Below are 20,784 nucleotides of genomic sequence, written 5' to 3'. Positions count from 1 at the left end.
CCACACTTGACGATCGCCGCAGAGACCTCCTTTAGGTCATCAATGCAGGCGCGCGCCTGAAAACTGTCTTCTAATCGCGGGTCGCGGCATACGGCACACCAACCCTGCGCCTCATTACAACGGGGGAGGGGCAACCCCGGGAGTCTATTAAGGGCGACTCCAAGCTCCACGGTTCAAACCTGAATCAGGTTAGTCTCGGGCCAATAAATTGGCTAGAGCGTTGATTATACGGCACAAGTTGAACGACAATGGGGTATTGTTAAGTCCCTTGTCGACCCTCGTCGAGGTGGCAAGAGAGATAAATCATGAAATCCGAACCCATTTCCAAGTCTTTACAGGCAAAAACCAGTGCTCCGGCCGCCGTTCATCTGCAGACCATTGGCCCAGAAGAGGCCGGCCAGCGCCTGGATAACTATCTGTTGCGTTGGGCCAAAGGGGTTCCTAAAAGCCATGTTTATCGGATTATTCGCTCTGGCGAGGTCCGGGTGAATAAGAAAAGGGCTGAGCCGACTACACGCTTGGTTGAGGGGGATGTGGTCAGAGTCCCGCCGGTTCGGATTGCTGAGCCTGCCCAAATGGCAGCAGTCAATACCGCTCAAACCAAGTCTCGGGCGCAGGGATATTCCGACAAAATGCCTGTTTTGTTTGAAGATGAGGCGCTATTAATAGTGAATAAGCCAGTAGGTTTGGCAGTTCATGGAGGTTCGGGCATAGCCCTGGGTGTCATTGAGACCTTACGTATTACCCGTCCTGAGCTTAAATTTCTGGAATTGGTTCACCGTTTGGATCGAGACACTTCTGGCGTCTTGCTCTTGGCTAAAAAGCGTAGCGCTCTGGTTGAGTTGCATCGTCAGATCCGTGAAGGGCAAACTGATAAGCGCTATTACTTGCTAGCCCATGGAGAAATTGCCCAAGGTGCAGGCACGATGCAACTGAAGTTTGCATTACATAAATACCTATTGGCCAATGGTGAGCGTCGCGTTCGCGTCGACCCAGATGGCCTACCAAGTCATACCGCTTTGCGTGTTACCAAGTTAATGAAGCGCGGAGAGGTGGCGATTACTCTTGCTGAAGCCCAGTTAAAAACTGGACGTACTCATCAAATCCGCGTGCATCTTCAAAAATTAGGTCACTCGATTTTGGGTGACGATAAATACGGCTTCGAAGATCAAGACAAAATTGTGAAATCCAAACGTTTGTATCTGCATGCCCATCTGGCCGGCTTTACTCATCCCCGTACTGGCGAGAAAATGCGCGTTGAGTCACCACTACCCGCTGAATTTATAGCGATGATGAAAACTTTTGAAGCGCCCAACAATGCCTGAAGAGCAAAAACCCGATAGACGTTACGACCTCATTGTGTGGGATTGGGATGGAACCATCATGGATTCCACGCCAACGATCGTGAACTGTATTCAACAAGCTTGTCTTGACTTAGGTTTCAAAGAGCCGGATGACGCTTTGGCTAGCTCGGTCATTGGCCTGGGTATTCAGGATTCACTGAGAAGGGCGGTACCTTGGATTGAGCCAGCGCACTTCCCCAAGTTAACAGAGCGCTTTCGCTACCACTACCTTGCTAAAGATCATGAACTTGATTTATTTCCAGGCATTCGTGAGCTACTTCACAGCTTGCGTGAGGATGGTTACCTATTAGGTGTTGCAACAGGTAAATCTCGCGTTGGCTTGGATCGTTCTCTAAAGCATCATCAGCTAGAGCAAATGTTCCACGAAACACGCACTGCAGATGAATCCTTCTCCAAGCCCCATCCCGGAATGCTCCTTGAGCTCTCGGATGTCATGCAAGTACCGATGCGTCGCATGCTTATGATCGGGGATACCACCCATGATTTGGATATGGCTGCTAATGCAGGGGTTGACGCGGTTGCGGTAACGTATGGCGCACATCCTCCGAGCACTTTAAAAGAAGCGCCATCACTCATTCATGTGGATGATGTCTCGCAGTTAGGTCAATGGCTTAGCGACAATCTCACTATTAAAAACTAGCCAGTAACTAAGGATTAAAAAGATGGATCAAAATCAATCCGAGAACGCGAATCAAAATTGGGAGCGTCAAGCCCTTGAGCATTTATTGTTGGAGAATTTAAAAGAGACCCGCAAGGCGCGTCGCTGGAAAGCGGTGTTTCGTATCCTTACTCTTATTTTCTTTGTTGGCGTACTGCTAGCAGTATTTGACTTCCATCTGCCGGGGCGCGGTATGGGAATGGAGAAGCACACGGCCTTAGTCACGCTAGAGGGTGAGATTTCTTCAAGCTCGATGGCGAATGCTTTGGATATCAACTCATCACTAAGTGCTGCTTTTGAAAATGAAAATAGTGCAGGCGTAGTCTTGCGTATCAATAGCCCTGGTGGCTCTCCAGTTCAAGCTGGCATGATGAATGACGAGATTCATCGCTTACGAAAACTGTATCCAAGTAAGCCGTTTTATGTCGTAGTGGAAGATATCTGCGCTTCAGGTGGTTACTACGTCGCTGTTGCAGGCGATCAAATTTTGGTTGATAAGGCCAGCTTGGTAGGGTCTATCGGCGTGATCATGGAAGGCTTTGGTTTCACTGGCTTGATGGATAAGTTGGGCGTAACCCGTCGCATGATTACTGCAGGCTCAAACAAGGGAATGATGGACCCATTCTCCAAAGAAAATCCACAGCAAGTAGAGATGATTAAAACCATGATCGATGAGATTCATCAGCAGTTTATTGCGGTGGTCAAAGCGGGTCGTGGTGATCGTCTAAAAGAAACTCCAGAGATGTTCTCAGGCCGAGTTTGGAATGGAGAGCAAGCGATCAAAATCGGCTTGGTGGATGGTTATGGAACAGTAGAGACTGTAGCGCGCGATGTCTTTAAAGCGCCAGATATTCTGGACTACACTATGAAAGAGAATTTTGCTGAACGTGTTGCTAAACGTTTCGGTGCTGAAGTTGGCGCTGCAGCTGGAAAGGCTTTAGTGAAGACACCCGACCTAAAGTAAAAAAGGCTAGATCAATTAAACAGTAAACAAAATACTTAGGCCAGCAATAGAAATACTGCTGGCCTATTTTGTAATGAAGCGCAGGCAGCCTCATTAGGGAAGCGCTTACGCCAGTCTGCAATTGATAGCGTAGTGATCATCTCCGTTGGTAAACTCAGATCCATTCCCATACAAAGCATCGATTGCGGAGACAGTGCGCTCAGACAAGCCATGAGCATGGCAGTATTGCGATACGGTGTCTCAATCCAAATTTGTGTCTGCTGCAACTTTCTAGATTCCACTTCCAACTGTTTCAGTCGTGCGATGCGGTCTTGCGCATCATGTGGAACATAACCCTGAAACGCAAAGCGCTGACCATTCAAACCGCTGGCCATTAGACCCAACAAAATAGAGCTTGGGCCAATCATCGGTTTTACTTTCGCGCCCAGCTTATGTGCTGCTAATACGAGCTCCGCACCGGGATCTGCAACACCGGGAACGCCTGCCTCTGACATGAGACCCATATCTTTTCCGGCGATGAGTGGTTTGAGTAAGTCCATTGGTTTGACTGCGTCACCATACTTAGCGTTGCGCGCAACACCACGCCACTCACTCATTTGCATTTCTTGAATGGTGCAGGCTAAAGGCGAAACGCTATCGACTGCTTTTAAAAAGGCGCGCGCTGTCTTTGCATCCTCAACAATCCAGTGGGTGATCTTGGCAGTTTGAGCAATCGTTTCGCATGGCAAAACCCAAGGCAATTGCGCAACCCGTGCATCGTCACCCAAAGTATTGGGAATTAAAAAGAGGGTACCTAGGGTTGAACTCATTTATTTAATTTCGCTTTTTTTATTTCTTTTTCGGAATATCAAAGCCAGCTTCACGCAAAAGGCCACTCAGTGCAATTAATGGTAAGCCAATTAATGCTGTTGGGTCATCACTCTTAATGGATTCCAAAAGTGAGATTCCTAGACCTTCGGACTTGGCGCTACCTGCGCAGTCGTATGGCTCCTCGGCATGGAGGTATGCCTCCAGAACATCATCGGATAATTTGCGGAAAGTCACTTCCGTAGGAATATTGATTGTTGATTCGACATCGCCACGCATGAGACACAACGCTGTTTGAAAAGTCACAGTGGCACCACGCATGAGTTGTAGTTGCGCCATAGCGCGCTCAAAGTTTCCCGGCTTACCAATAGCAGCGCCACAAAGGTCGGCTACTTGATCAGAACCAATGACCCAGGCTTCGGGGTGATCTTTGGCTACTGCGGCAGCTTTTGCTTTGGCTAAGCGCAAGGCTAAATCTAGGGTGCTTTCACCGGGGAGGGGAGTTTCATCAACCTTGGGCGAGATGACATCAAAAGGGATGCGCAGTCGCTCTAAGAGCTCTCGACGATAGACTGAGGTCGATGCCAGAATTAGTTTTTTTGCAGAATTACTCATCACTACTTGTACTTTCGCTGAAGCCTTCATTTAGACTGATGTCATGAATCGTAATCAAGTTTTACCTCAAGTTGAGCTATCCACCGATCCCAAGGCTTTAAGTCGGATCGATTTTTGTGCTCCACAGTCCTATCAAGGGTCTGGGTTTTTAGAGATTTCAGCCTTACCAAGGGTGGCTGAGGAGGTCTCCAGCATTGAGCCGGGCGATGGCTTCCATTGGCAGGTCAAGACCCATTTTGCCAATTCTCCGGGTTCTGAGCCCCAGCAAGTTCTGGAACTGGCTGTAAAAGGCCGTATTCACCTGGTTTGTCAGAGTTGTTTACAGGACTGCGGTCTAGATTTAGTTCAAGAGAGTCGATTTGTCATGGTGGCCTCCGAGGAGGAAGCGGATGCCTTTCCTATGGAGGATGACCAACAGGAGCCTTTGGTGGCAAGTCAGCACTTTGATCTTTTGGGCTTAATCGAGGATGAAATCCTCTTGTCCATGCCGTTGATTCCAAAGCATCCAGATGGCACTTGCCAACCGCATGCCTCTTCATTTGGCGAGGGTGGGGAGACTGAAGATGCCTCTGAAAAGCCCCAAAATCCTTTTAACATATTGAAAAATATGAAGAAAAATTGATTAGACCCAATGTATTGGGAGTGGCTCTTCAAACCCGTTTTATCAATTAATCAAGCATTTAGCTCAATTTCCATGCTAGAAGCACCGTGCGCACGACTTTTTGACCGCACCTGCTACGGCTGTTGAAGCCACAACTGGTGAGGCTCATTTGCGCCACCACATTTCACCAAACGGCTACTACCGTGGTCGTAAAGTTGTTAAAACAAAAAACGACTAATTCTTTAGTCTAAAAGATAGAAGCGGCTCCAATAAAAGCCGCTTTTTTCTTTGAAAAAAACTACTTGCAGCAATACTTGATTTTATGAGTGTCACTCTTGCTATCGATGCTATGGGCGGAGATCACGGGGTAGTTGTTACGGTCCCCGCTTGTTGCGATTTTCTCGAAAAACATGCTGATGTAAAGATTGCATTAGTCGGCAATCCGGAAGCGCTTAAGCAAGCCTTAAGTCAGTTTCCAAAAGCGCCATTGGAGCGTATTCAAATTGTTCCTGCCAGTGAGGTTGTCCTGATGGATGATCCTATTGAGGTGGCACTGCGTCGTAAAAAAGATTCTTCCATGCGCGTTGCTATCGAGCAGGTCAAAGAAGGCTCAGCTGACGCAATTATCTCTTCTGGCAATACGGGCGCCTTAATGGCGATATCCCGCTACATTCTCAAAACTCTTGAAGGTGTTGATCGTCCTGCGATTGCTACCGCGATCCCCAATGAAAAAGGGCGCGGTACCACCATGCTAGATCTTGGCGCTAATGCGGATTGCGAACCAATGCATTTGGTGCAGTTTGCGCAAATGGCTAATGTGATGGTTCAAGTGGTGGATGGCACACAAAACCCTTCAATCGGTCTTCTCAATATTGGTGAAGAAGTGATTAAGGGAAATGAAGTAGTGAAGCAGACGAGTGAGTTGCTACGCCAAACGAACTTAAACTTCTACGGCAACGTAGAAGGTAATGATATTTTCAAGGGCACTACAGATATCGTGGTGTGTGATGGTTTTGTTGGCAACGTTGTTCTCAAGGCAAGCGAAGGCTTGGCGAAGATGATGAGTGGCTTAATAAAAGAAGAATTCAATCGATCATGGCTTACCAAACTCATGGCAATCTGTGCGATGGTGCCATTATTGCGTGTACGTAAGCGTGTTGACCATCGTCGCTATAACGGCGCTGTGCTCTTAGGCTTGCGCGGTTGTGTAATTAAAAGTCATGGCTCAGCAGATCGTTTTGCATTTGGTTTTGCGCTCGATCGTGCATATGAAGCAGCAAAAAATCGCATGGTAGAGCGCATTGCTCAAGCTTTTGTGGCGGAGACAAAATAATCATGAGCACCTTTTCACGGATAGCGGGGACTGGGAGCTATCTTCCGGAGCAACGTTTAAGCAATCAAGATCTCGTTGAACGTTTAGCGAAGATTGGACTCGAGACTAGTGATGAATGGATTGTGACTCGCAGTGGAATTTCTGCTCGTCACTTTGCTGCAGATAATCAACTCACTAGTGACTTGGCGGTCAAGGCTGCTGAAGCAGCATTAGAAGCTGCTGGCTGCACCTCAGAAGATCTTGATTTGATTATTTTGGCAACCTCTACGCCAGATCATTTAGGTGGTTTCCCAAGTACCGCTTGCGTAGTGCAAGACAAGTTGGGTGCGCATACGAATTGCGCCGCATTTGATGTTCAGGCCGTATGCGCTGGGTTTACTTATGCCCTTGCCATTGCTGATGCATTTATTCGAACAGGTACTTACAAGAAAGTATTAGTTTTGGGTGCAGAAACTTTCTCCCGTATTTTGGATTTCCAAGACCGTACTACTTCTGTTTTGTTTGGCGATGGTGCTGGTGCAGTCGTTCTGGAGGCTTCTTCTGAGCCTGGCATTCTGGCAACGGCTTTGCATGCTGATGGGAGTCAACGCGACATTCTTTGCGTTCCGGGGCGTGCTAAGCAGGGTGGTGTAGATGGCTCTGCTTACTTGACTATGGATGGCCCTGCAGTATTTAAGTTGGCCGTTAAGGTGCTTGAGCAAGTCGCGCATGAGGCTTTAGAAAAAGCCAATCTCAAGCCAGAACAAATTGATTGGTTGGTGCCACACCAAGCCAATATTCGCATTATGGAGAGCACAGCCCGCAAGATGGGTATGTCGATGGACAATGTCATTGTGACCGTTCATGAACACGGCAACACTTCCGCTGCATCCATACCGCTTGCTCTAGATGTCGGCGTTCGCTCTGGTCAAATCCAACGTGGCCAACACCTCTTGCTAGAGGGTGTGGGCGGTGGCTTTGCTTGGGGCGCGGCAGTCATCAGGTATTAAAGCAAAATACTAAACAAAGCGCTAAAGCTAAAAATACATTCACAACTATTATCCAGCGATCATTCCTATGACATTTGCATTTGTATTCCCTGGCCAAGGTTCCCAATCTGTTGGGATGCTCAACTCCATTGCGGATCGCCCGGAAGTCCGTGCGACTTTGCAAGAGGCTTCAGAGGCTTTGGGTGAAGATGTCACAAAACTGATTGCTGAAGGTCCTGCAGAAGCATTGTCTTTAACGACCAATACACAACCCGTGATGTTGACTGCAGCGATTGCGTTTTATCGTGCTTGGTTGGCCTCTGGTGGCGCCGTTCCTCAGATGATGGCTGGTCATAGCTTGGGTGAGTACTCCGCTTTGGTTGCTGCTGGCGTAATCTCATTCAAAGATGCCGTGCCTTTGGTGCGCTTTCGTGCTGAAGCCATGCAAACAGCAGTACCGGTTGGTGCAGGCGGCATGGCTGCGATCCTGGGCTTGGATGATGCGATTGTGAAGACGGTTTGTGCGCAAGCTGCTGCGGCCTCTGGCGGCGTTGTGGAAGCAGTGAACTTCAATGCGCCAGGACAAGTGGTGATTGCTGGTGGAAGTGATGCAGTGACTAAGGCTTGTGAACTGCTCAAGGCAGCTGGCGCAAAACGTGCTTTGCCATTGCCTGTATCTGCACCGTTTCACTCATCTTTGCTACAGCCTGCTTCAGAAAAACTGAAAGGCTACTTAGCTGATATCGAATTCAAGGTCCCCACTATTTCTGTAGTCAATAACGTTGATGTCAATGCCCTGAATGACCCGGCGGCTATTAAGGATGCCTTGGTGCGTCAAGCTGCCAAGCCAGTACGTTGGCATGAGACTATCAATGCCATGGCGCAACAGGGCATTACTCAAGTTATAGAGTGCGGTCCTGGCAAGGTATTGGCTGGGTTGACTAAGCGCATCAATGAGAATGTCGTTGGCATTCCTGTTTTCGATGAAGCCAGCCTTACCGAAGCTTTGGCTTCAGTAAAGTAAAGCTACAAATAAAAAACAATAAAGAAACAACGGAAGACAAATATGAATCTCGACTTAAGCGGACAAATTGCATTAGTGACCGGCGCATCGCGTGGTATTGGTCAGGCTATTGCGGATGAGTTAGTGAAATGTGGTGCCAAAGTAATTGGTACTGCCACATCTGAAGATGGTGCGAAGGCTATCAATGCACGTTTGCAGGCAAGCGGTGGTCGTGGCGAGGTATTGAATGTGACCGATCCAAAGGCTTGTGAAGATATTATTGATTTAATCGTTAAGGATTTTGGTGGCATTAATATTTTGGTCAATAACGCAGGTATCACCCGCGATAACCTAGCAATGCGCATGAAAACAGATGAGTGGACCGATGTGATCGACACCAATTTAAGTGCAGTTTTCCGTTTGTCGCAGGCAGTAATGCGCCCAATGATGAAAGCGCGCGCTGGCCGCATCATCAATATCACCTCTATCGTTGGTCATATGGGTAACCCTGGGCAGGCGAATTACGCCGCTGCTAAATCAGGCGTTTCTGGTATGACTCGCGCTTTAGCCCGTGAAATCGGTAGCCGCAATATCACTGTAAATTGTGTTGCCCCCGGATTTATTGATACCGATATGACCCGCGCTTTGAGTGAAGAGCAGCAAAATTCACTAAAAGCGAACATTCCTTTGGCTCGCCTAGGTAGCCCGGAAGATGTAGCCCAGGCGGTGGCGTTTTTAGCCTCTCCAGCGGCTGGATATATCACTGGGAATACCTTGCATGTCAATGGTGGCCTCTATTTAGCCTAAAAATAAAGCAGTTATTTGATCATTTTTTGGCGGATTTACTAATTTAGCCCGCCAAGCTGATAAAATCCTTTTCATCGTTTTTTTACAACCCTTGGGGGAATTAATGGATAACATCGAACAACGCGTTAAGAAGATCGTCGCTGAGCAATTGGGCGTCGCAGAAGCAGATATCAAGAATGAATCTTCTTTTGTGAACGACTTAGGCGCAGACTCTCTTGACACTGTTGAGTTGGTAATGGCTTTGGAAGACGAATTCGGAATTGAAATTCCGGATGAAGAAGCCGAAAAAATTACTACTGTTCAGCTCGCTATCGATTTTGCTCAGTCTAAAGCTCAGGGTTAATTCCCTAGCTTAGTTAAACGCTATTACTGTGTCATCATCAAATGGCCGTCGCCGGGTTGTCGTTACCGGCTTAGGTCTTATTTCACCAGTTGGTAACTCGGTTGATGTAGCTTGGTCTAATTTGCTTGCGGGCAAATCAGGCATCGCTACCATCACCAAGTTTGACCACACTCCGCTGAGCGTGCATTTCGCCGGCGAGGTGAAGGATTTCAATGTCGAAGAATATGTTTCTGCCAAAGAGGCGCGCCATATGGATACCTTTATCCATTACGGTATCGCTGCTGGTACGCAAGCAATTCGCGATAGCGGTCTGCAAGTAACAGAAGAGAATGCCGAGCGGGTTGGCGTTATGGTCGGTTCAGGTATTGGCGGTCTGCCAATGATTGAAGAGACCGGCGCTGAGTTATTGGCTCGCGGTCCTCGTCGTATCTCCCCATTTTTTGTGCCAGGCTCAATCATTAATATGATTTCTGGTCACATCAGCATCTTGTTTGGCCTGAAAGGTCCAAACGTGGCTGCAGTGACAGCTTGCACTACTGGTTTGCATAGCATTGGATTGGCGGCACGCTTAATCCAGTACGGTGATGCCGATGTGATGGTTGCAGGCGGTGCTGAATCTACAATTTCTGCATTAGGTGTTGGTGGCTTTGCCTCAGCTCGTGCTCTATCTACTCGTAATGATGACCCTGCAACAGCCTCACGCCCATGGGATAGAGACCGTGATGGTTTCGTTCTAGGTGAAGGTGCTGGTGTTGTGGTGATTGAAGAATATGAGCATGCTAAGGCCCGTGGCGCAAAAATCTACTGTGAGCTCTTGGGCTTCGGTATGAGTGGCGATGCGTATCACATGACTGCCCCAAATATGGATGGTCCACGTCGTTGCATGGTCAATGCCATGCGCGATGCCGGCTTGAATGCCAATCAGATTGACTACATTAACGCGCATGGGACTTCGACACCTTTAGGCGATAAGAACGAAACCGGCGCCATCAAGGCTGCTCTTGGCGATCACGCTAAGAAGACGCTGATTAACTCTACTAAGTCGATGACTGGCCACCTTTTAGGCGGTGCTGGCGGCTTGGAATCTGTCTTTACTATTCTGGCATTACATAACCAGAAGTCTCCACCAACAATCAATATCTTCAATCAAGATCCAGAGTGTGATTTGGACTACTGCGCCAATACTGCTCGTGATGTGAAGATCGACCATGCCGTCAAAAACAATTTTGGCTTTGGGGGTACTAACGGTACCTTGATTTTTGGCAAACTGACCTAATATTCTTAGTAGGTTATTTCCTTTCTTCATTTCTTTAATTATTGGTTTTTACCAAGCAGGTCTATAGCATTATGAAAAAGTACCTTATTGCGCTCTTGGCTATTCTCAGCTTAGGGCAGATTGCGTTTATTCCGCAGGCCTATGCTCAGAGTCCACGTGTCTCTATTCCTGACTTCGCTGATTTAGTTGAAAGAGCAAGTCCAGCCGTTGTGAATATTCGCACCACTGAAAAAGTGATGCAGCAGCAAGCCCAAGGTGGCATCCCAGGAATGCCTGAGGATCAAGCCGAGTTCTTCCGTCGCTTCTTTGGCGTGCCTATTCCTGGCTTGCCAAGTGGGCCTAAACAAGCTCAACCAAACCCCGGCAAACCACAAGAGGCTGATCGTGGCGTAGGCTCCGGTTTTATTATTGAATCGAATGGTTTGATTTTGACAAATGCCCACGTAGTTGAGGGCGCCAATACGATCTATGTCACTTTGACCGACAAGCGCGAGTACAAAGCCAAGTTATTAGGCATGGATAAACGTACTGATGTGGCAGTTGTCAAAATCGATGCACGTGATTTACCAAGACTGCCTCTAGGTGACTCTTCTCGTGTGAGGGTGGGCGAGTGGGTATTAGCGATTGGCTCCCCATTTGGCTTAGAAAATACCGTGACTGCAGGTATCGTGTCTGCCAAGAGTCGTGATACTGGCGACTACTTACCCTTCATTCAGACTGACGTAGCGGTAAATCCTGGTAACTCTGGCGGCCCGTTGTTGAATACCGCCGGACAAGTCATTGGCATTAATTCACAAATCTTTAGTCGCTCTGGTGGATACATGGGTATCTCCTTCGCCATTCCAATTGATGAAGCGATGCGCGTTGCAGATCAACTGCGTACCAATGGAAAAATGACTCGGGGTCGTATTGGCGTTGCTTTAGGTGAAATGACTAAAGAAATTGCAGAGAGTCTTGGGCTAGGTAAGCCACGTGGCGCCTATGTTCGCAACGTTGAGCCAGGTGGACCGGCTGCAGCAGGTGGCATTGAGTCTGGCGACGTGATTCTCAGTTTCAATGGCCGTGATATTGGCAAATCTACCGATCTGCCAAGAGCTGTTGGTGATACTAAGCCAGGCACTAGTGCCAGCGTACAGGTTTGGCGCAAAGGCTCCACTAGGGATTTGATGGTTTCTGTAGTGGATACTGAAGCCGGTCAGGCTGCTGTGAAGAAATCGGATAACTCCGGTTCATCAGGCGGAAATGCTAATTCTCTTGGAGTGGCAGTTTCTGAGCCCTCAGATAGTAAGAGGAGGGAGCTCAATATCCGTGGTGGCGTTGAGGTTACTGGCCTAGGAGATGGCCCCTTGGCACGTGCAGGCGTTCGACCTGGAGACGTCATTATTCGGATTGCAGATGCGGATATCACCGGGGTAAAGCAGTTTGAGGGCTTGGTGAAGGGATTAGACTCCAATAAGGCGGTCCCGGTTTTTGTTCGTCGGGCAGATAGCACCATGGTTATTCCCATCAAGCCAAAATAAGCTAAAAACAGGGTTTTTGGGCTAAATAAGCGGGTTTGTCGCTAATTTGGCGCCACCCATTACAATCAGTTTAAGACGGCTTTTTGCAGCGCATCATTGTGGTGCGCTCTGACAAGGCGTTTTTTGAAGACCACATAAGACACTATGGATTTAATCCGCAATTTTTCTATCATCGCCCACATTGATCACGGCAAATCAACGCTTGCTGATCGCATCATTCAACTCTGTGGCGGTCTGTCTGATCGTGAAATGGAGGCCCAAGTTTTAGATTCGATGGATATCGAACGTGAGCGCGGCATCACTATTAAGGCGCAAACAGCGGCGCTGATTTATAAGTCTAAAGACGGTAAAACCTACAACATCAACCTGATTGATACGCCAGGGCACGTCGACTTCTCCTATGAAGTGAGCCGTTCACTCTCAGCATGCGAAGGTGCATTGTTAGTCGTTGATGCTAGCCAAGGCGTTGAGGCGCAAACGGTTGCCAACTGTTACATGGCGCTGGAGTTGGGTGTTGAAGTAGTGCCGGTACTCAATAAGATTGATTTGCCACAAGCTGATCCTGAGCGTGCTAAACAAGAAATTGAAGATGTGATTGGCATTGATGCATCCGATGCTGTGACATGCTCAGCCAAAACAGGTATGGGTGTTGCAGAAGTCATCGAGGAAATGATTGCGCGCGTGCCTCCACCAAAAGGTAGTGCAACAGATCCATTACAAGCCTTGATTATTGATTCTTGGTTTGATAACTATGTCGGCGTGGTGATGTTGGTGCGTGTTGTTAACGGCACCTTAAAGCCAAAAGAAAAAATTACCCTCATGGCAAATGGTTCAAGCCATTTAGTTGAGCATGTCGGCGTGTTTAGCCCGAAGTCAGTAGATCGTCCAGAGCTATATGCTGGTCAAGTAGGCTTTGTGATTGCGGGCATTAAAGAATTAAAAGCCGCCAAGGTGGGTGACACGGTCACCCATACACCAGGGCAGCAAGGCCGAGTACCCGCTACCGAACCGCTGCCTGGTTTTAAAGAGGTCAAGCCTCAAGTTTTTGCGGGTCTTTATCCAGTAGAGGCTAGTGAGTACGATCAATTGCGCGAATCTTTAGAGAAGCTACAGTTAAATGACGCCTCACTCCTGTATGAGCCTGAAGTTTCGCAAGCGCTTGGCTTTGGATTCCGCTGCGGCTTCTTAGGCTTGCTCCATATGGAGATCGTACAAGAGCGCTTAGAGCGTCAGTACGGCATGAATCTCATCACTACTGCTCCAACGGTGGTGTATCAGGTGGAGCAATCTGACGGCACTATATTGTCGGTAGATAACCCATCGAAGATGCCTGAGGCTAGCAAGATCAATACGATTCTTGAGCCAATTGTGACAGTCAACTTGTATATGCCACAAGAGTACGTGGGCGCGATCATTACCCTTTGCGTTGGTAAGCGCGGCATTCAGATGGATATGAATTACCTTGGCCGTCAAGTAAAGCTCACCTATGAGTTGCCAATGGCTGAGATTGTTTTGGATTTCTTTGACAAAATGAAATCCATTTCTCGTGGTTATGCATCAATGGATTACGAGTTCAAAGAATATCGTCCGGCTGACGTAGTTAAAGTCGACATCCTGATTAACAGTGAGCGGGTGGATGCCTTGTCGGTGATTGTTCACCGCAGTAATAGCCAGCATCGTGGACGCGAAGTGGTTGCCAAGATGCGTGGAATTATTCCGCGCCAAATGTTTGATGTGGCTATTCAGGCAGCAATTGGTAGCAACATCGTTGCTCGTGAAAATGTCAAAGCTTTACGCAAGAACGTATTGGCCAAGTGTTATGGTGGCGATATCTCCCGTAAGCGCAAGTTATTAGAGAAGCAAAAAGAAGGCAAGAAGCGCATGAAGCAAGTGGGTAACGTAGAGATTCCTCAAGAAGCCTTCTTGGCTATTTTGCAGGTAGACGACTAATGAACTTTGCCCTCATCCTATTTGTATTGGTGGTGGTCTCAGGTATTGCCTGGATTGCTGATCGTTACTACTTTGCTCCGCAAAGACGCATGGCTGGCATCGACCGTATGCCATTGTGGCTGGAATATACAGCGGGTTTCTTCCCGGTAATTTGTGCAGTATTTGTATTGCGCTCTTTTATTGTGGAGCCGTTCAAAATTCCATCAGGCTCGATGATCCCAACCTTACAGATTGGCGACTTTATTCTCGTAAATAAATTTACTTACGGTATTCGGTTACCGGTAATCAATCAGAAGGTGGTAGATCTAGGAGCTCCAAAACGTGGTGATGTCGTGGTGTTTCGATACCCGCGTGATGAATCTATTGATTACATTAAGCGCGTCGTGGCTTTGCCGGGCGATACCGTCACCTATCAAGATAAGCGTTTGACGGTAAATGGTCAGCCATTGCAATATAGTGGTGGTGAGTCTTACCTTGATCCAGAAAATATGCGTTATGCCAAGCGCTTTACGGAATCATTCTCTGCGGATTTAGGTGGCAACAAGCATGAAATCCTAAATGATCCGGATCGTCCTGCCGGCATGTTCCCTGCAGAGCGCTTTTCCGGATTTGAGAACTGCCAATACATTAATGCTGGCCTCACATGCAAGGTGCCTGCAGGGCATTACTTTGCCATGGGTGATAACCGCGATAACAGTGCTGATTCTCGTTACTGGGGCTTTGTGCCGGATAAAAATATCGTAGGTAGAGCATTCTTTGTTTGGTTGAATCTCGGAAATCTTGGTCGTATTGGCGGCTTCGAATAAGAACATGAACGCCCGCGCCGTCATCGAAACTGCACCGCTGCAAGCGCAACTGGGCTACACATTTAAAAAATTAGAGTTGCTCAATCAAGCCTTAACGCATCGCAGCCATAGCAAGAAAAATAATGAGCGCCTAGAGTTTTTGGGTGACTCTATCCTTAATTGCGTCGTTGCTGAAATGCTCTATGAGCGTTATTCTGATCTAGATGAGGGTGATCTTTCTCGTGTACGCGCTAACCTAGTTAAACAGCAAGCGCTCTATGAAATTGCTCAAACCCTATCGCTATCTGACTACCTGCGTTTAGGTGAAGGTGAGCTGAAGAGTGGTGGTTTCCGTCGCCCATCTATTCTGGCTGACACGCTGGAAGCGGTTACTGGCGCAATATTCTTGGATGGCGGGTTTGAGGCTGCTAAGACTTGTTTGCGCAAACTCTATTCCATCATTCTGGCCAATGTTGATCCCAAAACTTTGGGTAAAGACGATAAAACTTTATTGCAAGAGTGTTTGCAGAGTTACCAATTGCCGCTGCCTACCTATAACGTCACTGGTACCAGTGGCGCAGCCCATAATCAGCAATTCGAGGTGGAGTGTTTAATACCCAATCTCAAGGTTGCCGTTAAGGGTGAGGGTGCGTCAAGACGTGCGGCAGAGCAAGCAGCAGCAAAGCTGGCCTTAGTCTCAGCCCTGAAAGCCCTGCCACAAGCACTAGGTAAACCTAAAAAAACTCGGTCAGCGAAAAAGAAGGCAGCGAAAAAAGTAGCAACCGAAGAGCAGTTAAATCTTAAGCTGAAGGGCTAATCGTGTTTAGATGCGGCACTATCGCCATTGTTGGCCGTCCCAATATGGGCAAATCGACCCTCTTAAATGCCTTGGTTGGTCAGAAGATCAGTATTACCTCCCGTAAAGCGCAAACGACGCGTCACCGTATTTTAGGTATTCAGAATCGTGAAGAGGCGCAGTTCATCTTCATTGATACACCAGGCTTTCAGACGCGTTTAATGAATACCCTGAACAAGGCTTTGAACCGCACGGTCACTACAGCCTTGCAAGATGTGAATGTAGCTTGCTTTGTAGTTGAGGCTGGTTACTTTGGCGAAGATGACAAGAAGGTCTTGAAATTACTGCCGTATGACTTACCCGTTGTCTTGGTTTTAAACAAATTAGATTTATTTAATAGTCGTTTTCAGACCCCCTCTGAGCGGGATCAGGCCCTACTCAACTTTATTAAAGACATGGCTTGCCCTTGGTGTGAATTAGGTGGCCATGAAGATCAGAAGTGTGAGTTTGCTGAAATCGTTCCGATGAGCGCTAAGAGCCCAGGGGATGTTGAAAGATTATTGGATGTGCTTGAGGGCTACTTGCCTGAGGCGCCAGCCGTCTACGATGGCGATACCATCACTGATCGCAGTGAGCGCTTCTTGGCTGCTGAGATTCTGCGTGAGAAGGTCTTCCGTTTTACCGGGGAAGAGTTGCCTTATACCAGTACAGTAGTCATTGATCAGTTCAAGATGGACGGCAAGATGCGCCGTATCGCAGCAACGATTTTGGTTGATCGTGATAGCCACAAAGCGATGATTATTGGTGCTAAGGGTGAGCGATTGAAGAAGATCTCAACGGATGCACGCATTGATATGGAAAAGCTCTTTGATGGCAAGGTCTTTCTGGAGACTTGGGTTAAGGTCAAACGTGGCTGGGCAGATGACCGCGCTGAATTGCGGGCGCAGGGTCTAGAGTAATTATTCATGGCCTCGATTCGTGTTGCTGACGAGCCCGCTTTTGTATTGCACAGCATTCCTTACAAGGAAACCAGCTTAATTCTGGATGTCTTTACTCGGCAGCATGGTCGCATGGCCTTGATTGCTAAGGGTGCTAAGCGCCCGCACTCGGTATTGCGCCCAGTCTTGCAGCGCTTTCAACCTCTATTGGTTTCTTGGAGTGGGAAGTCAGAGCTTAGAACTTTGACGAAGTCGGAGTGGGTTGGTGGCACACCTTCATTAGTGGGCGATGCCTTGCTCTGTGGCTTTTATCTCAATGAGTTGTTAGTGAAGTTTCTGGCGCGTGAAGACGACTATGAAAAACTCTACGACCATTACTCCGATACGATCTCCGCTTTATCGAATCTTGAATTTGAATCTAAGGGTTTAGAAGAAATTCTGCGTCCGTTTGAGTTAACACTATTGCAAGAGACTGGTTATGCAGCAGCATTGGATTACTGTGTTGAAACCCATAGTGCTCCCATCTCGCAAGAACAGTACGTCTATCAGCCAGAGCGTGGCGTAAGGCCTGTACAGGTGGATGATCCAGGCCATTGGCCAGTCTTGAGCGGTAAATCTCTGATAGCAATCGCAGCGGGAGACTTTTCTGATCAGGAGACACTTTCTGAGAGTAAACAGTTAATGCGCTTCTTATTGGGTTTACACCTTCAGGATCAGGCCCTGACCACTCGTCAGATTTTGATTGATCTCAAGAAAATCTAGTAATCTACAAATATGAGCAACTCCAATACCCTTGAGCTGGGCATCAATATCGATCACGTAGCTACTTTACGGAATGCTCGTGGTACGGTCTACCCCGATCCTCTGAAGGCTGCGCATTTAGCCGAGGAAGCTGGTGCTAATTTAATTACCCTGCATTTACGCGAAGATCGCCGCCATATTAAAGATGCAGATTTGCTGGCTTTGCGTCCATTAATTCAGACCCGCATGAACCTAGAGTGCGCCGTAACACCAGAGATGATCAATATCGCCTGTCGAGTTCAGCCGCATGATGTCTGTCTAGTACCTGAGAAGCGAGAGGAGGTAACTACTGAAGGTGGCTTGGATGTCATCGGTCACTTTGAGGCAGTCAAAGCGGCTACTACGCAATTAAAAAATGCCGGCATTCGGGTATCTCTTTTTATTGATCCAGAAGAAAAGCAAATTCAGGCTGCCAAAGATGTTGGTGCAACAGTGGTTGAGTTACATACTGGTCGCTACGCAGATCTGGCTGGAGACCAACAAATGCAAGAGCTTGAGCGCATCAGAAAAGCAGCCCAGTTTGGAAAAAGTATTGGTCTACGCGTCAATGCGGGACATGGCTTGCATGAGGGCAATGTAATGCCGGTGGCTGCCATTGCTGAACTCTCTGAACTGAATATTGGTCATGCGATTGTTGCTGAAGCTGTATTTAAAGGTTGGCAAAAAGCGATTATGGATATGAAGGCTCTGATGGTTCAGGGCAGGGCTAAAGCTTAAAAGACTCAATATCAAATGATCATTGGTATAGGTACAGACATTTTGCAGATCGAGCGGCTTCAGGCTGCTTACGATCGCACCAATGGTCGTCTTGCTGAAAAAATCCTGGGCCCAGATGAGATGCTGGTTTTCAAACATCGCTTAGCCAGAAATCACAAAAGGGGTATTGCCTTCTTGGCAACGCGCTTTGCAGCAAAAGAGGCTTTCTCCAAAGCAATTGGCCTAGGCATGAGAATGCCGATGACTTGGCGATCCCTTCAAACGCTGAATGAGCCTAGCGGTAAACCAGTGACATCATATTTGGGTGCACTTGCGAAATTTATGCATGACAAAAACTGGGAGGCTCAGGTCACTGTTAGTGATGAGCAGGATATGGCAATTGCCCATGTCATCGTAGTTCAAAAATAAAGCAATCATCAAAAGTCTATAAAAATAAACAATTTCGAGGAATACATGAGTAAGTCAACTATGAACCCAGGCCCAGTTACCTTAGATGTGATTGGTCTTGAGTTGAACGCAGAAGATCGCCGTCGCATCTTGCATCCGCTCACCGGCGGTGTGATTTTATTTGGCAGAAACTTTGCTAATCGCAAGCAACTCACTAAATTAACTACAGAAATTAAAAAACTCCGTTCTGACGTATTGATCTCGATTGATCATGAAGGAGGGCGGGTTCAGCGCTGCAGGACTGATGGCTTTACCCATTTGCCTACTATGCGTAAGCTTGGTGAACTCTGGGGATCTAAAAATAAATCAACAGATAAATCAAAACATGCCGCTGAATCTGCTGCGATTGCAATGGCAGCAGCTACTGCCTGCGGCTATGTTCTGGCTGCTGAATTGCGTGCATGTGGTGTAGATTTTAGTTTTACTCCTGTTCTGGATTTGGACTTTGGACGCAGTGGTGTCATTGGGGATCGTGCATTTAGTCGTGATCCTCAAATCACCTTTGCTTTGGCTAAGAGCTTGAATGAGGGCCTTCGTCTTGCAGGCGTGTCGAACTGCGGCAAGCACTTCCCAGGTCATGGTTGGGCAGAGGCAGATTCTCACGTGGCCATTCCGGTAGATGAACGTCCTTTGAAGCAAATTTTGAATGATGATGCTAAGCCCTATGAATGGTTGGATCTGAGTTTGACTGCAGTAATGCCAGCCCACGTGATCTATCCGAAGATAGATAAATATCCAGCTGGATTTTCTAAAGTTTGGCTTCATTCCATTTTGCGTCAAGAGCTAGGCTTTGAAGGTGTGATTTTTAGCGATGACCTTTCGATGGAGGGTGCGAGTGTTGCCGGTTCAGTAGTGAAGGGTGCTGATATGGCGCTAGAAGCAGGGTGTGATGCGGTATTGATTTGCAATCGCCCCGACCTCGCAGATCAATTGCTCAGTCAATTGACAGTTTCCAAAGCAAAACAAGCGGAGTCTGCTACTCGATTAAATCGCTTGATGCCGACCGCTACAGCCCCTGCTTGGAATGAATTACAGTCTGAAGCGCAATATCAACATGCCAAAGGCTTGCTGCAGCAACTGAATTTAATTGGCTAGAGCTTCTATTTCTTTGAAACTCTTTCCCATTCAGAGACTACGAAATTTTTAACCTCTTCGCCTTGCTCTCTGGCACAAATGATTTCCTTGACATTTACCGTTTGATAAATCTTCTGTAAACGCAGAATATCGCCTTGGGTGGAGTAGTGTGGAATCCAAGACCCCCAGAAGAATCCCAGATCTTCTAATGCCATATAAGCATTGGCTGCTGCCTCTTGTGTAATAGGCAAGTCCAGATAAGCAGAAGCAATCTTTAAAGACTCGAGTTTTTTTAGCTCTGCTTTGACTGATGCTATTAAATCATCGCCTATATGGTCTACAGATATATTGGCAACCTGGTCTTCAGAATCAATTTCAGTCTTCAGCCTCGTTTCTCCGACCCCTGGAGCGCCTGTATTGTTGAGGATGCGCTGAAGATTTAAGCTTGTTAGCAGCGCATTTAAATGTTCAGTATGTTGACTGGGAATATAAATATCATGCGGGCGATCTTTTAGTGGGAGATAAAAGGCCAACAAGGACATGCGGGTATCGCTAAAGTTTTGCAGACCCTGCATTGCAAATGTTGGTGGAACATCTCCAATAAAAAGACCGGTTTCCTTTGCGTCAAAGGCAATCATTTCATGTTGGCTATAAGGGTGATTGGTGACGCACTCAGTCCAGAAACCTGGCAACCCTAAAGATTGGGCAATCTCTATACGTTTTTTTGCGATCAACTCGGCAATGTGATGGCCTCTGTAATCTGGATCAACCATCATTTTCCCAGCTTCCGGTGAAGTATTTTCACTCCCATTAAAGGTTAATGCACAGTGCCCGATAATTTTATTCTCTAGTTTGGCAACTATGGAGTACATTTTTTTTGTGACGATTGCATCTTTTAGTTGTGTAGTGTCATACATCATTGGATTGATGTAGCTTTCCCCGTAACAGCGTCGAACGCAGTCAATTAGATGAGGAATATCCTCAAGGGCTAGGGTAGTGATTATTGGGGAAATGGTA

22 protein-coding genes and 1 pseudogene are annotated in these 20,784 nt (G+C 47.4%); 20 read left to right on the top strand and 3 right to left on the bottom strand.

Annotated elements, in window-relative coordinates; genetic code table 11:
* Nucleotides 1–305: 305 nt before the first annotated feature.
* The 3 genes from B7X71_RS05325 to B7X71_RS05315 are packed head-to-tail and all read left to right on the top strand — an operon-like array spanning nucleotide 306 to nucleotide 2,986.
* Nucleotides 306–1,325 (top strand): RluA family pseudouridine synthase, encoded by a 1,020-nt coding sequence (locus tag B7X71_RS05325; RefSeq protein WP_293600303.1) that lies wholly within the window; start codon nucleotides 306–308, stop codon nucleotides 1,323–1,325.
* Entirely contained in the window at nucleotides 1,318–2,004 is a 687-nt protein-coding gene (locus B7X71_RS05320; protein WP_293600302.1) for an HAD-IIIA family hydrolase, read from the top strand. Before B7X71_RS05325 ends, B7X71_RS05320 begins: the two co-directional genes overlap by 8 nt.
* A gap of 22 nt (nucleotides 2,005–2,026) precedes the next feature.
* Nucleotides 2,027–2,986 carry a S49 family peptidase gene (locus tag B7X71_RS05315; protein WP_293600301.1) on the top strand — a complete coding sequence of 320 codons (960 nt, stop codon included), beginning with the start codon at nucleotides 2,027–2,029 and terminating at the stop codon, nucleotides 2,984–2,986.
* 35 nt (nucleotides 2,987–3,021) lie between these two features.
* Here B7X71_RS05315 and B7X71_RS05310 read toward each other — a convergent pair whose 3' ends face one another.
* A complete protein-coding gene (locus B7X71_RS05310) occupies nucleotides 3,022–3,795 on the bottom strand; it encodes an SAM-dependent methyltransferase (RefSeq protein WP_293600300.1) in 774 nt (257 codons plus the stop codon).
* Nucleotides 3,796–3,814: 19 nt separating this feature from the next.
* A complete protein-coding gene (locus tag B7X71_RS05305) occupies nucleotides 3,815–4,408 on the bottom strand; it encodes a Maf family nucleotide pyrophosphatase (RefSeq protein WP_293600304.1) in 594 nt (197 codons plus the stop codon).
* A 43-nt stretch (nucleotides 4,409–4,451) separates the two neighbouring features.
* On the opposite strand from B7X71_RS05305, the gene B7X71_RS05300 reads away from it, so the two are divergent.
* From B7X71_RS05300 to nagZ, 17 genes and pseudogenes are all read left to right on the top strand, one after another.
* Nucleotides 4,452–5,030 carry a YceD family protein gene (locus B7X71_RS05300; protein WP_293600299.1) on the top strand — a complete coding sequence of 193 codons (579 nt, stop codon included), beginning with the start codon at nucleotides 4,452–4,454 and terminating at the stop codon, nucleotides 5,028–5,030.
* A gap of 82 nt (nucleotides 5,031–5,112) precedes the next feature.
* Nucleotides 5,113–5,247: pseudogene (gene rpmF, locus B7X71_RS05295) on the top strand (50S ribosomal protein L32); the annotation flags it as partial.
* Between the two features lie 84 nt (nucleotides 5,248–5,331).
* On the top strand, nucleotides 5,332–6,342 hold the full coding sequence (plsX, locus tag B7X71_RS05290) for a phosphate acyltransferase PlsX (protein ID WP_293598855.1): 1,011 nt from the start codon (nucleotides 5,332–5,334) through the stop codon (nucleotides 6,340–6,342).
* 2 nt (nucleotides 6,343–6,344) lie between these two features.
* Nucleotides 6,345–7,331 (top strand): beta-ketoacyl-ACP synthase III, encoded by a 987-nt coding sequence (locus B7X71_RS05285; protein ID WP_293598854.1) that lies wholly within the window; start codon nucleotides 6,345–6,347, stop codon nucleotides 7,329–7,331.
* Between the two features lie 67 nt (nucleotides 7,332–7,398).
* Nucleotides 7,399–8,334 (top strand): ACP S-malonyltransferase, encoded by a 936-nt coding sequence (fabD, locus tag B7X71_RS05280; RefSeq protein ID WP_293598853.1) that lies wholly within the window; start codon nucleotides 7,399–7,401, stop codon nucleotides 8,332–8,334.
* 42 nt (nucleotides 8,335–8,376) lie between these two features.
* The gene (fabG, locus tag B7X71_RS05275) at nucleotides 8,377–9,120 is read left to right on the top strand and encodes a 3-oxoacyl-ACP reductase FabG (RefSeq protein ID WP_015421598.1); all 744 of its coding nucleotides are present in this window, start codon (nucleotides 8,377–8,379) and stop codon (nucleotides 9,118–9,120) included.
* 103 nt (nucleotides 9,121–9,223) lie between these two features.
* The gene (acpP, locus tag B7X71_RS05270) at nucleotides 9,224–9,463 is read left to right on the top strand and encodes an acyl carrier protein (protein ID WP_015421596.1); all 240 of its coding nucleotides are present in this window, start codon (nucleotides 9,224–9,226) and stop codon (nucleotides 9,461–9,463) included.
* Nucleotides 9,464–9,491: 28 nt separating this feature from the next.
* Entirely contained in the window at nucleotides 9,492–10,739 is a 1,248-nt protein-coding gene (fabF, locus tag B7X71_RS05265) for a beta-ketoacyl-ACP synthase II (protein ID WP_293600298.1), read from the top strand.
* 71 nt (nucleotides 10,740–10,810) lie between these two features.
* Nucleotides 10,811–12,259 (top strand): DegQ family serine endoprotease, encoded by a 1,449-nt coding sequence (locus tag B7X71_RS05260; RefSeq protein ID WP_293600297.1) that lies wholly within the window; start codon nucleotides 10,811–10,813, stop codon nucleotides 12,257–12,259.
* Between the two features lie 144 nt (nucleotides 12,260–12,403).
* Nucleotides 12,404–14,209: a translation elongation factor 4 gene (lepA, locus tag B7X71_RS05255; protein WP_293600296.1), complete on the top strand. Its 1,806-nt coding sequence runs from the start codon at nucleotides 12,404–12,406 to the stop codon at nucleotides 14,207–14,209.
* Entirely contained in the window at nucleotides 14,209–15,015 is an 807-nt protein-coding gene (gene lepB, locus B7X71_RS05250; RefSeq protein ID WP_293600295.1) for a signal peptidase I, read from the top strand. Before lepA ends, lepB begins: the two co-directional genes overlap by 1 nt.
* 4 nt (nucleotides 15,016–15,019) lie before the next feature.
* A complete protein-coding gene (rnc, locus tag B7X71_RS05245) occupies nucleotides 15,020–15,811 on the top strand; it encodes a ribonuclease III (RefSeq protein ID WP_293600294.1) in 792 nt (263 codons plus the stop codon).
* Between the two features lie 2 nt (nucleotides 15,812–15,813).
* On the top strand, nucleotides 15,814–16,749 hold the full coding sequence (gene era, locus B7X71_RS05240; protein WP_293600293.1) for a GTPase Era: 936 nt from the start codon (nucleotides 15,814–15,816) through the stop codon (nucleotides 16,747–16,749).
* 6 nt (nucleotides 16,750–16,755) lie between these two features.
* The gene (gene recO / locus B7X71_RS05235; protein WP_293600292.1) at nucleotides 16,756–17,490 is read left to right on the top strand and encodes a DNA repair protein RecO; all 735 of its coding nucleotides are present in this window, start codon (nucleotides 16,756–16,758) and stop codon (nucleotides 17,488–17,490) included.
* A gap of 12 nt (nucleotides 17,491–17,502) precedes the next feature.
* Entirely contained in the window at nucleotides 17,503–18,246 is a 744-nt protein-coding gene (pdxJ, locus tag B7X71_RS05230) for a pyridoxine 5'-phosphate synthase (protein ID WP_293600291.1), read from the top strand.
* 15 nt (nucleotides 18,247–18,261) lie between these two features.
* Nucleotides 18,262–18,654 (top strand): holo-ACP synthase, encoded by a 393-nt coding sequence (gene acpS / locus B7X71_RS05225; protein WP_293600290.1) that lies wholly within the window; start codon nucleotides 18,262–18,264, stop codon nucleotides 18,652–18,654.
* A 45-nt stretch (nucleotides 18,655–18,699) separates the two neighbouring features.
* A complete protein-coding gene (nagZ, locus tag B7X71_RS05220; RefSeq protein ID WP_293600289.1) occupies nucleotides 18,700–19,788 on the top strand; it encodes a beta-N-acetylhexosaminidase in 1,089 nt (362 codons plus the stop codon).
* 5 nt (nucleotides 19,789–19,793) lie between these two features.
* Here nagZ and B7X71_RS05215 read toward each other — a convergent pair.
* Nucleotides 19,794–20,784, bottom strand: a 991-nt coding sequence (locus B7X71_RS05215) for a GNAT family N-acetyltransferase (protein WP_293600288.1), incomplete at its 5' end; no start/stop codon positions are given.

This window comes from Polynucleobacter sp. 39-46-10 (assembly GCF_002282275.1).
This window is presented reverse-complemented; position numbering and strand designations above follow the sequence as displayed.

What these genes read in the sequence shown, in the direction of transcription:
- B7X71_RS05325 (WP_293600303.1), top strand. Translation starts at nt 306, where the DNA reads ATGAAATCCGAACCCATTTCCAAGTCTTTACAGGCAAAAACCAGTGCT.
- B7X71_RS05320 (WP_293600302.1), top strand. Translation starts at nt 1,318, where the DNA reads ATGCCTGAAGAGCAAAAACCCGATAGACGTTACGACCTCATTGTGTGG.
- B7X71_RS05315 (WP_293600301.1), top strand. Translation starts at nt 2,027, where the DNA reads ATGGATCAAAATCAATCCGAGAACGCGAATCAAAATTGGGAGCGTCAA.
- B7X71_RS05310 (WP_293600300.1), bottom strand. Translation starts at nt 3,795, where the DNA reads ATGAGTTCAACCCTAGGTACCCTCTTTTTAATTCCCAATACTTTGGGT.
- B7X71_RS05305 (WP_293600304.1), bottom strand. Translation starts at nt 4,408, where the DNA reads ATGAGTAATTCTGCAAAAAAACTAATTCTGGCATCGACCTCAGTCTAT.
- B7X71_RS05300 (WP_293600299.1), top strand. Translation starts at nt 4,452, where the DNA reads ATGAATCGTAATCAAGTTTTACCTCAAGTTGAGCTATCCACCGATCCC.
- plsX (WP_293598855.1), top strand. Translation starts at nt 5,332, where the DNA reads ATGAGTGTCACTCTTGCTATCGATGCTATGGGCGGAGATCACGGGGTA.
- B7X71_RS05285 (WP_293598854.1), top strand. Translation starts at nt 6,345, where the DNA reads ATGAGCACCTTTTCACGGATAGCGGGGACTGGGAGCTATCTTCCGGAG.
- fabD (WP_293598853.1), top strand. Translation starts at nt 7,399, where the DNA reads ATGACATTTGCATTTGTATTCCCTGGCCAAGGTTCCCAATCTGTTGGG.
- fabG (WP_015421598.1), top strand. Translation starts at nt 8,377, where the DNA reads ATGAATCTCGACTTAAGCGGACAAATTGCATTAGTGACCGGCGCATCG.
- acpP (WP_015421596.1), top strand. Translation starts at nt 9,224, where the DNA reads ATGGATAACATCGAACAACGCGTTAAGAAGATCGTCGCTGAGCAATTG.
- B7X71_RS05260 (WP_293600297.1), top strand. Translation starts at nt 10,811, where the DNA reads ATGAAAAAGTACCTTATTGCGCTCTTGGCTATTCTCAGCTTAGGGCAG.
- lepA (WP_293600296.1), top strand. Translation starts at nt 12,404, where the DNA reads ATGGATTTAATCCGCAATTTTTCTATCATCGCCCACATTGATCACGGC.
- lepB (WP_293600295.1), top strand. Translation starts at nt 14,209, where the DNA reads ATGAACTTTGCCCTCATCCTATTTGTATTGGTGGTGGTCTCAGGTATT.
- rnc (WP_293600294.1), top strand. Translation starts at nt 15,020, where the DNA reads ATGAACGCCCGCGCCGTCATCGAAACTGCACCGCTGCAAGCGCAACTG.
- recO (WP_293600292.1), top strand. Translation starts at nt 16,756, where the DNA reads ATGGCCTCGATTCGTGTTGCTGACGAGCCCGCTTTTGTATTGCACAGC.
- pdxJ (WP_293600291.1), top strand. Translation starts at nt 17,503, where the DNA reads ATGAGCAACTCCAATACCCTTGAGCTGGGCATCAATATCGATCACGTA.
- acpS (WP_293600290.1), top strand. Translation starts at nt 18,262, where the DNA reads ATGATCATTGGTATAGGTACAGACATTTTGCAGATCGAGCGGCTTCAG.
- nagZ (WP_293600289.1), top strand. Translation starts at nt 18,700, where the DNA reads ATGAGTAAGTCAACTATGAACCCAGGCCCAGTTACCTTAGATGTGATT.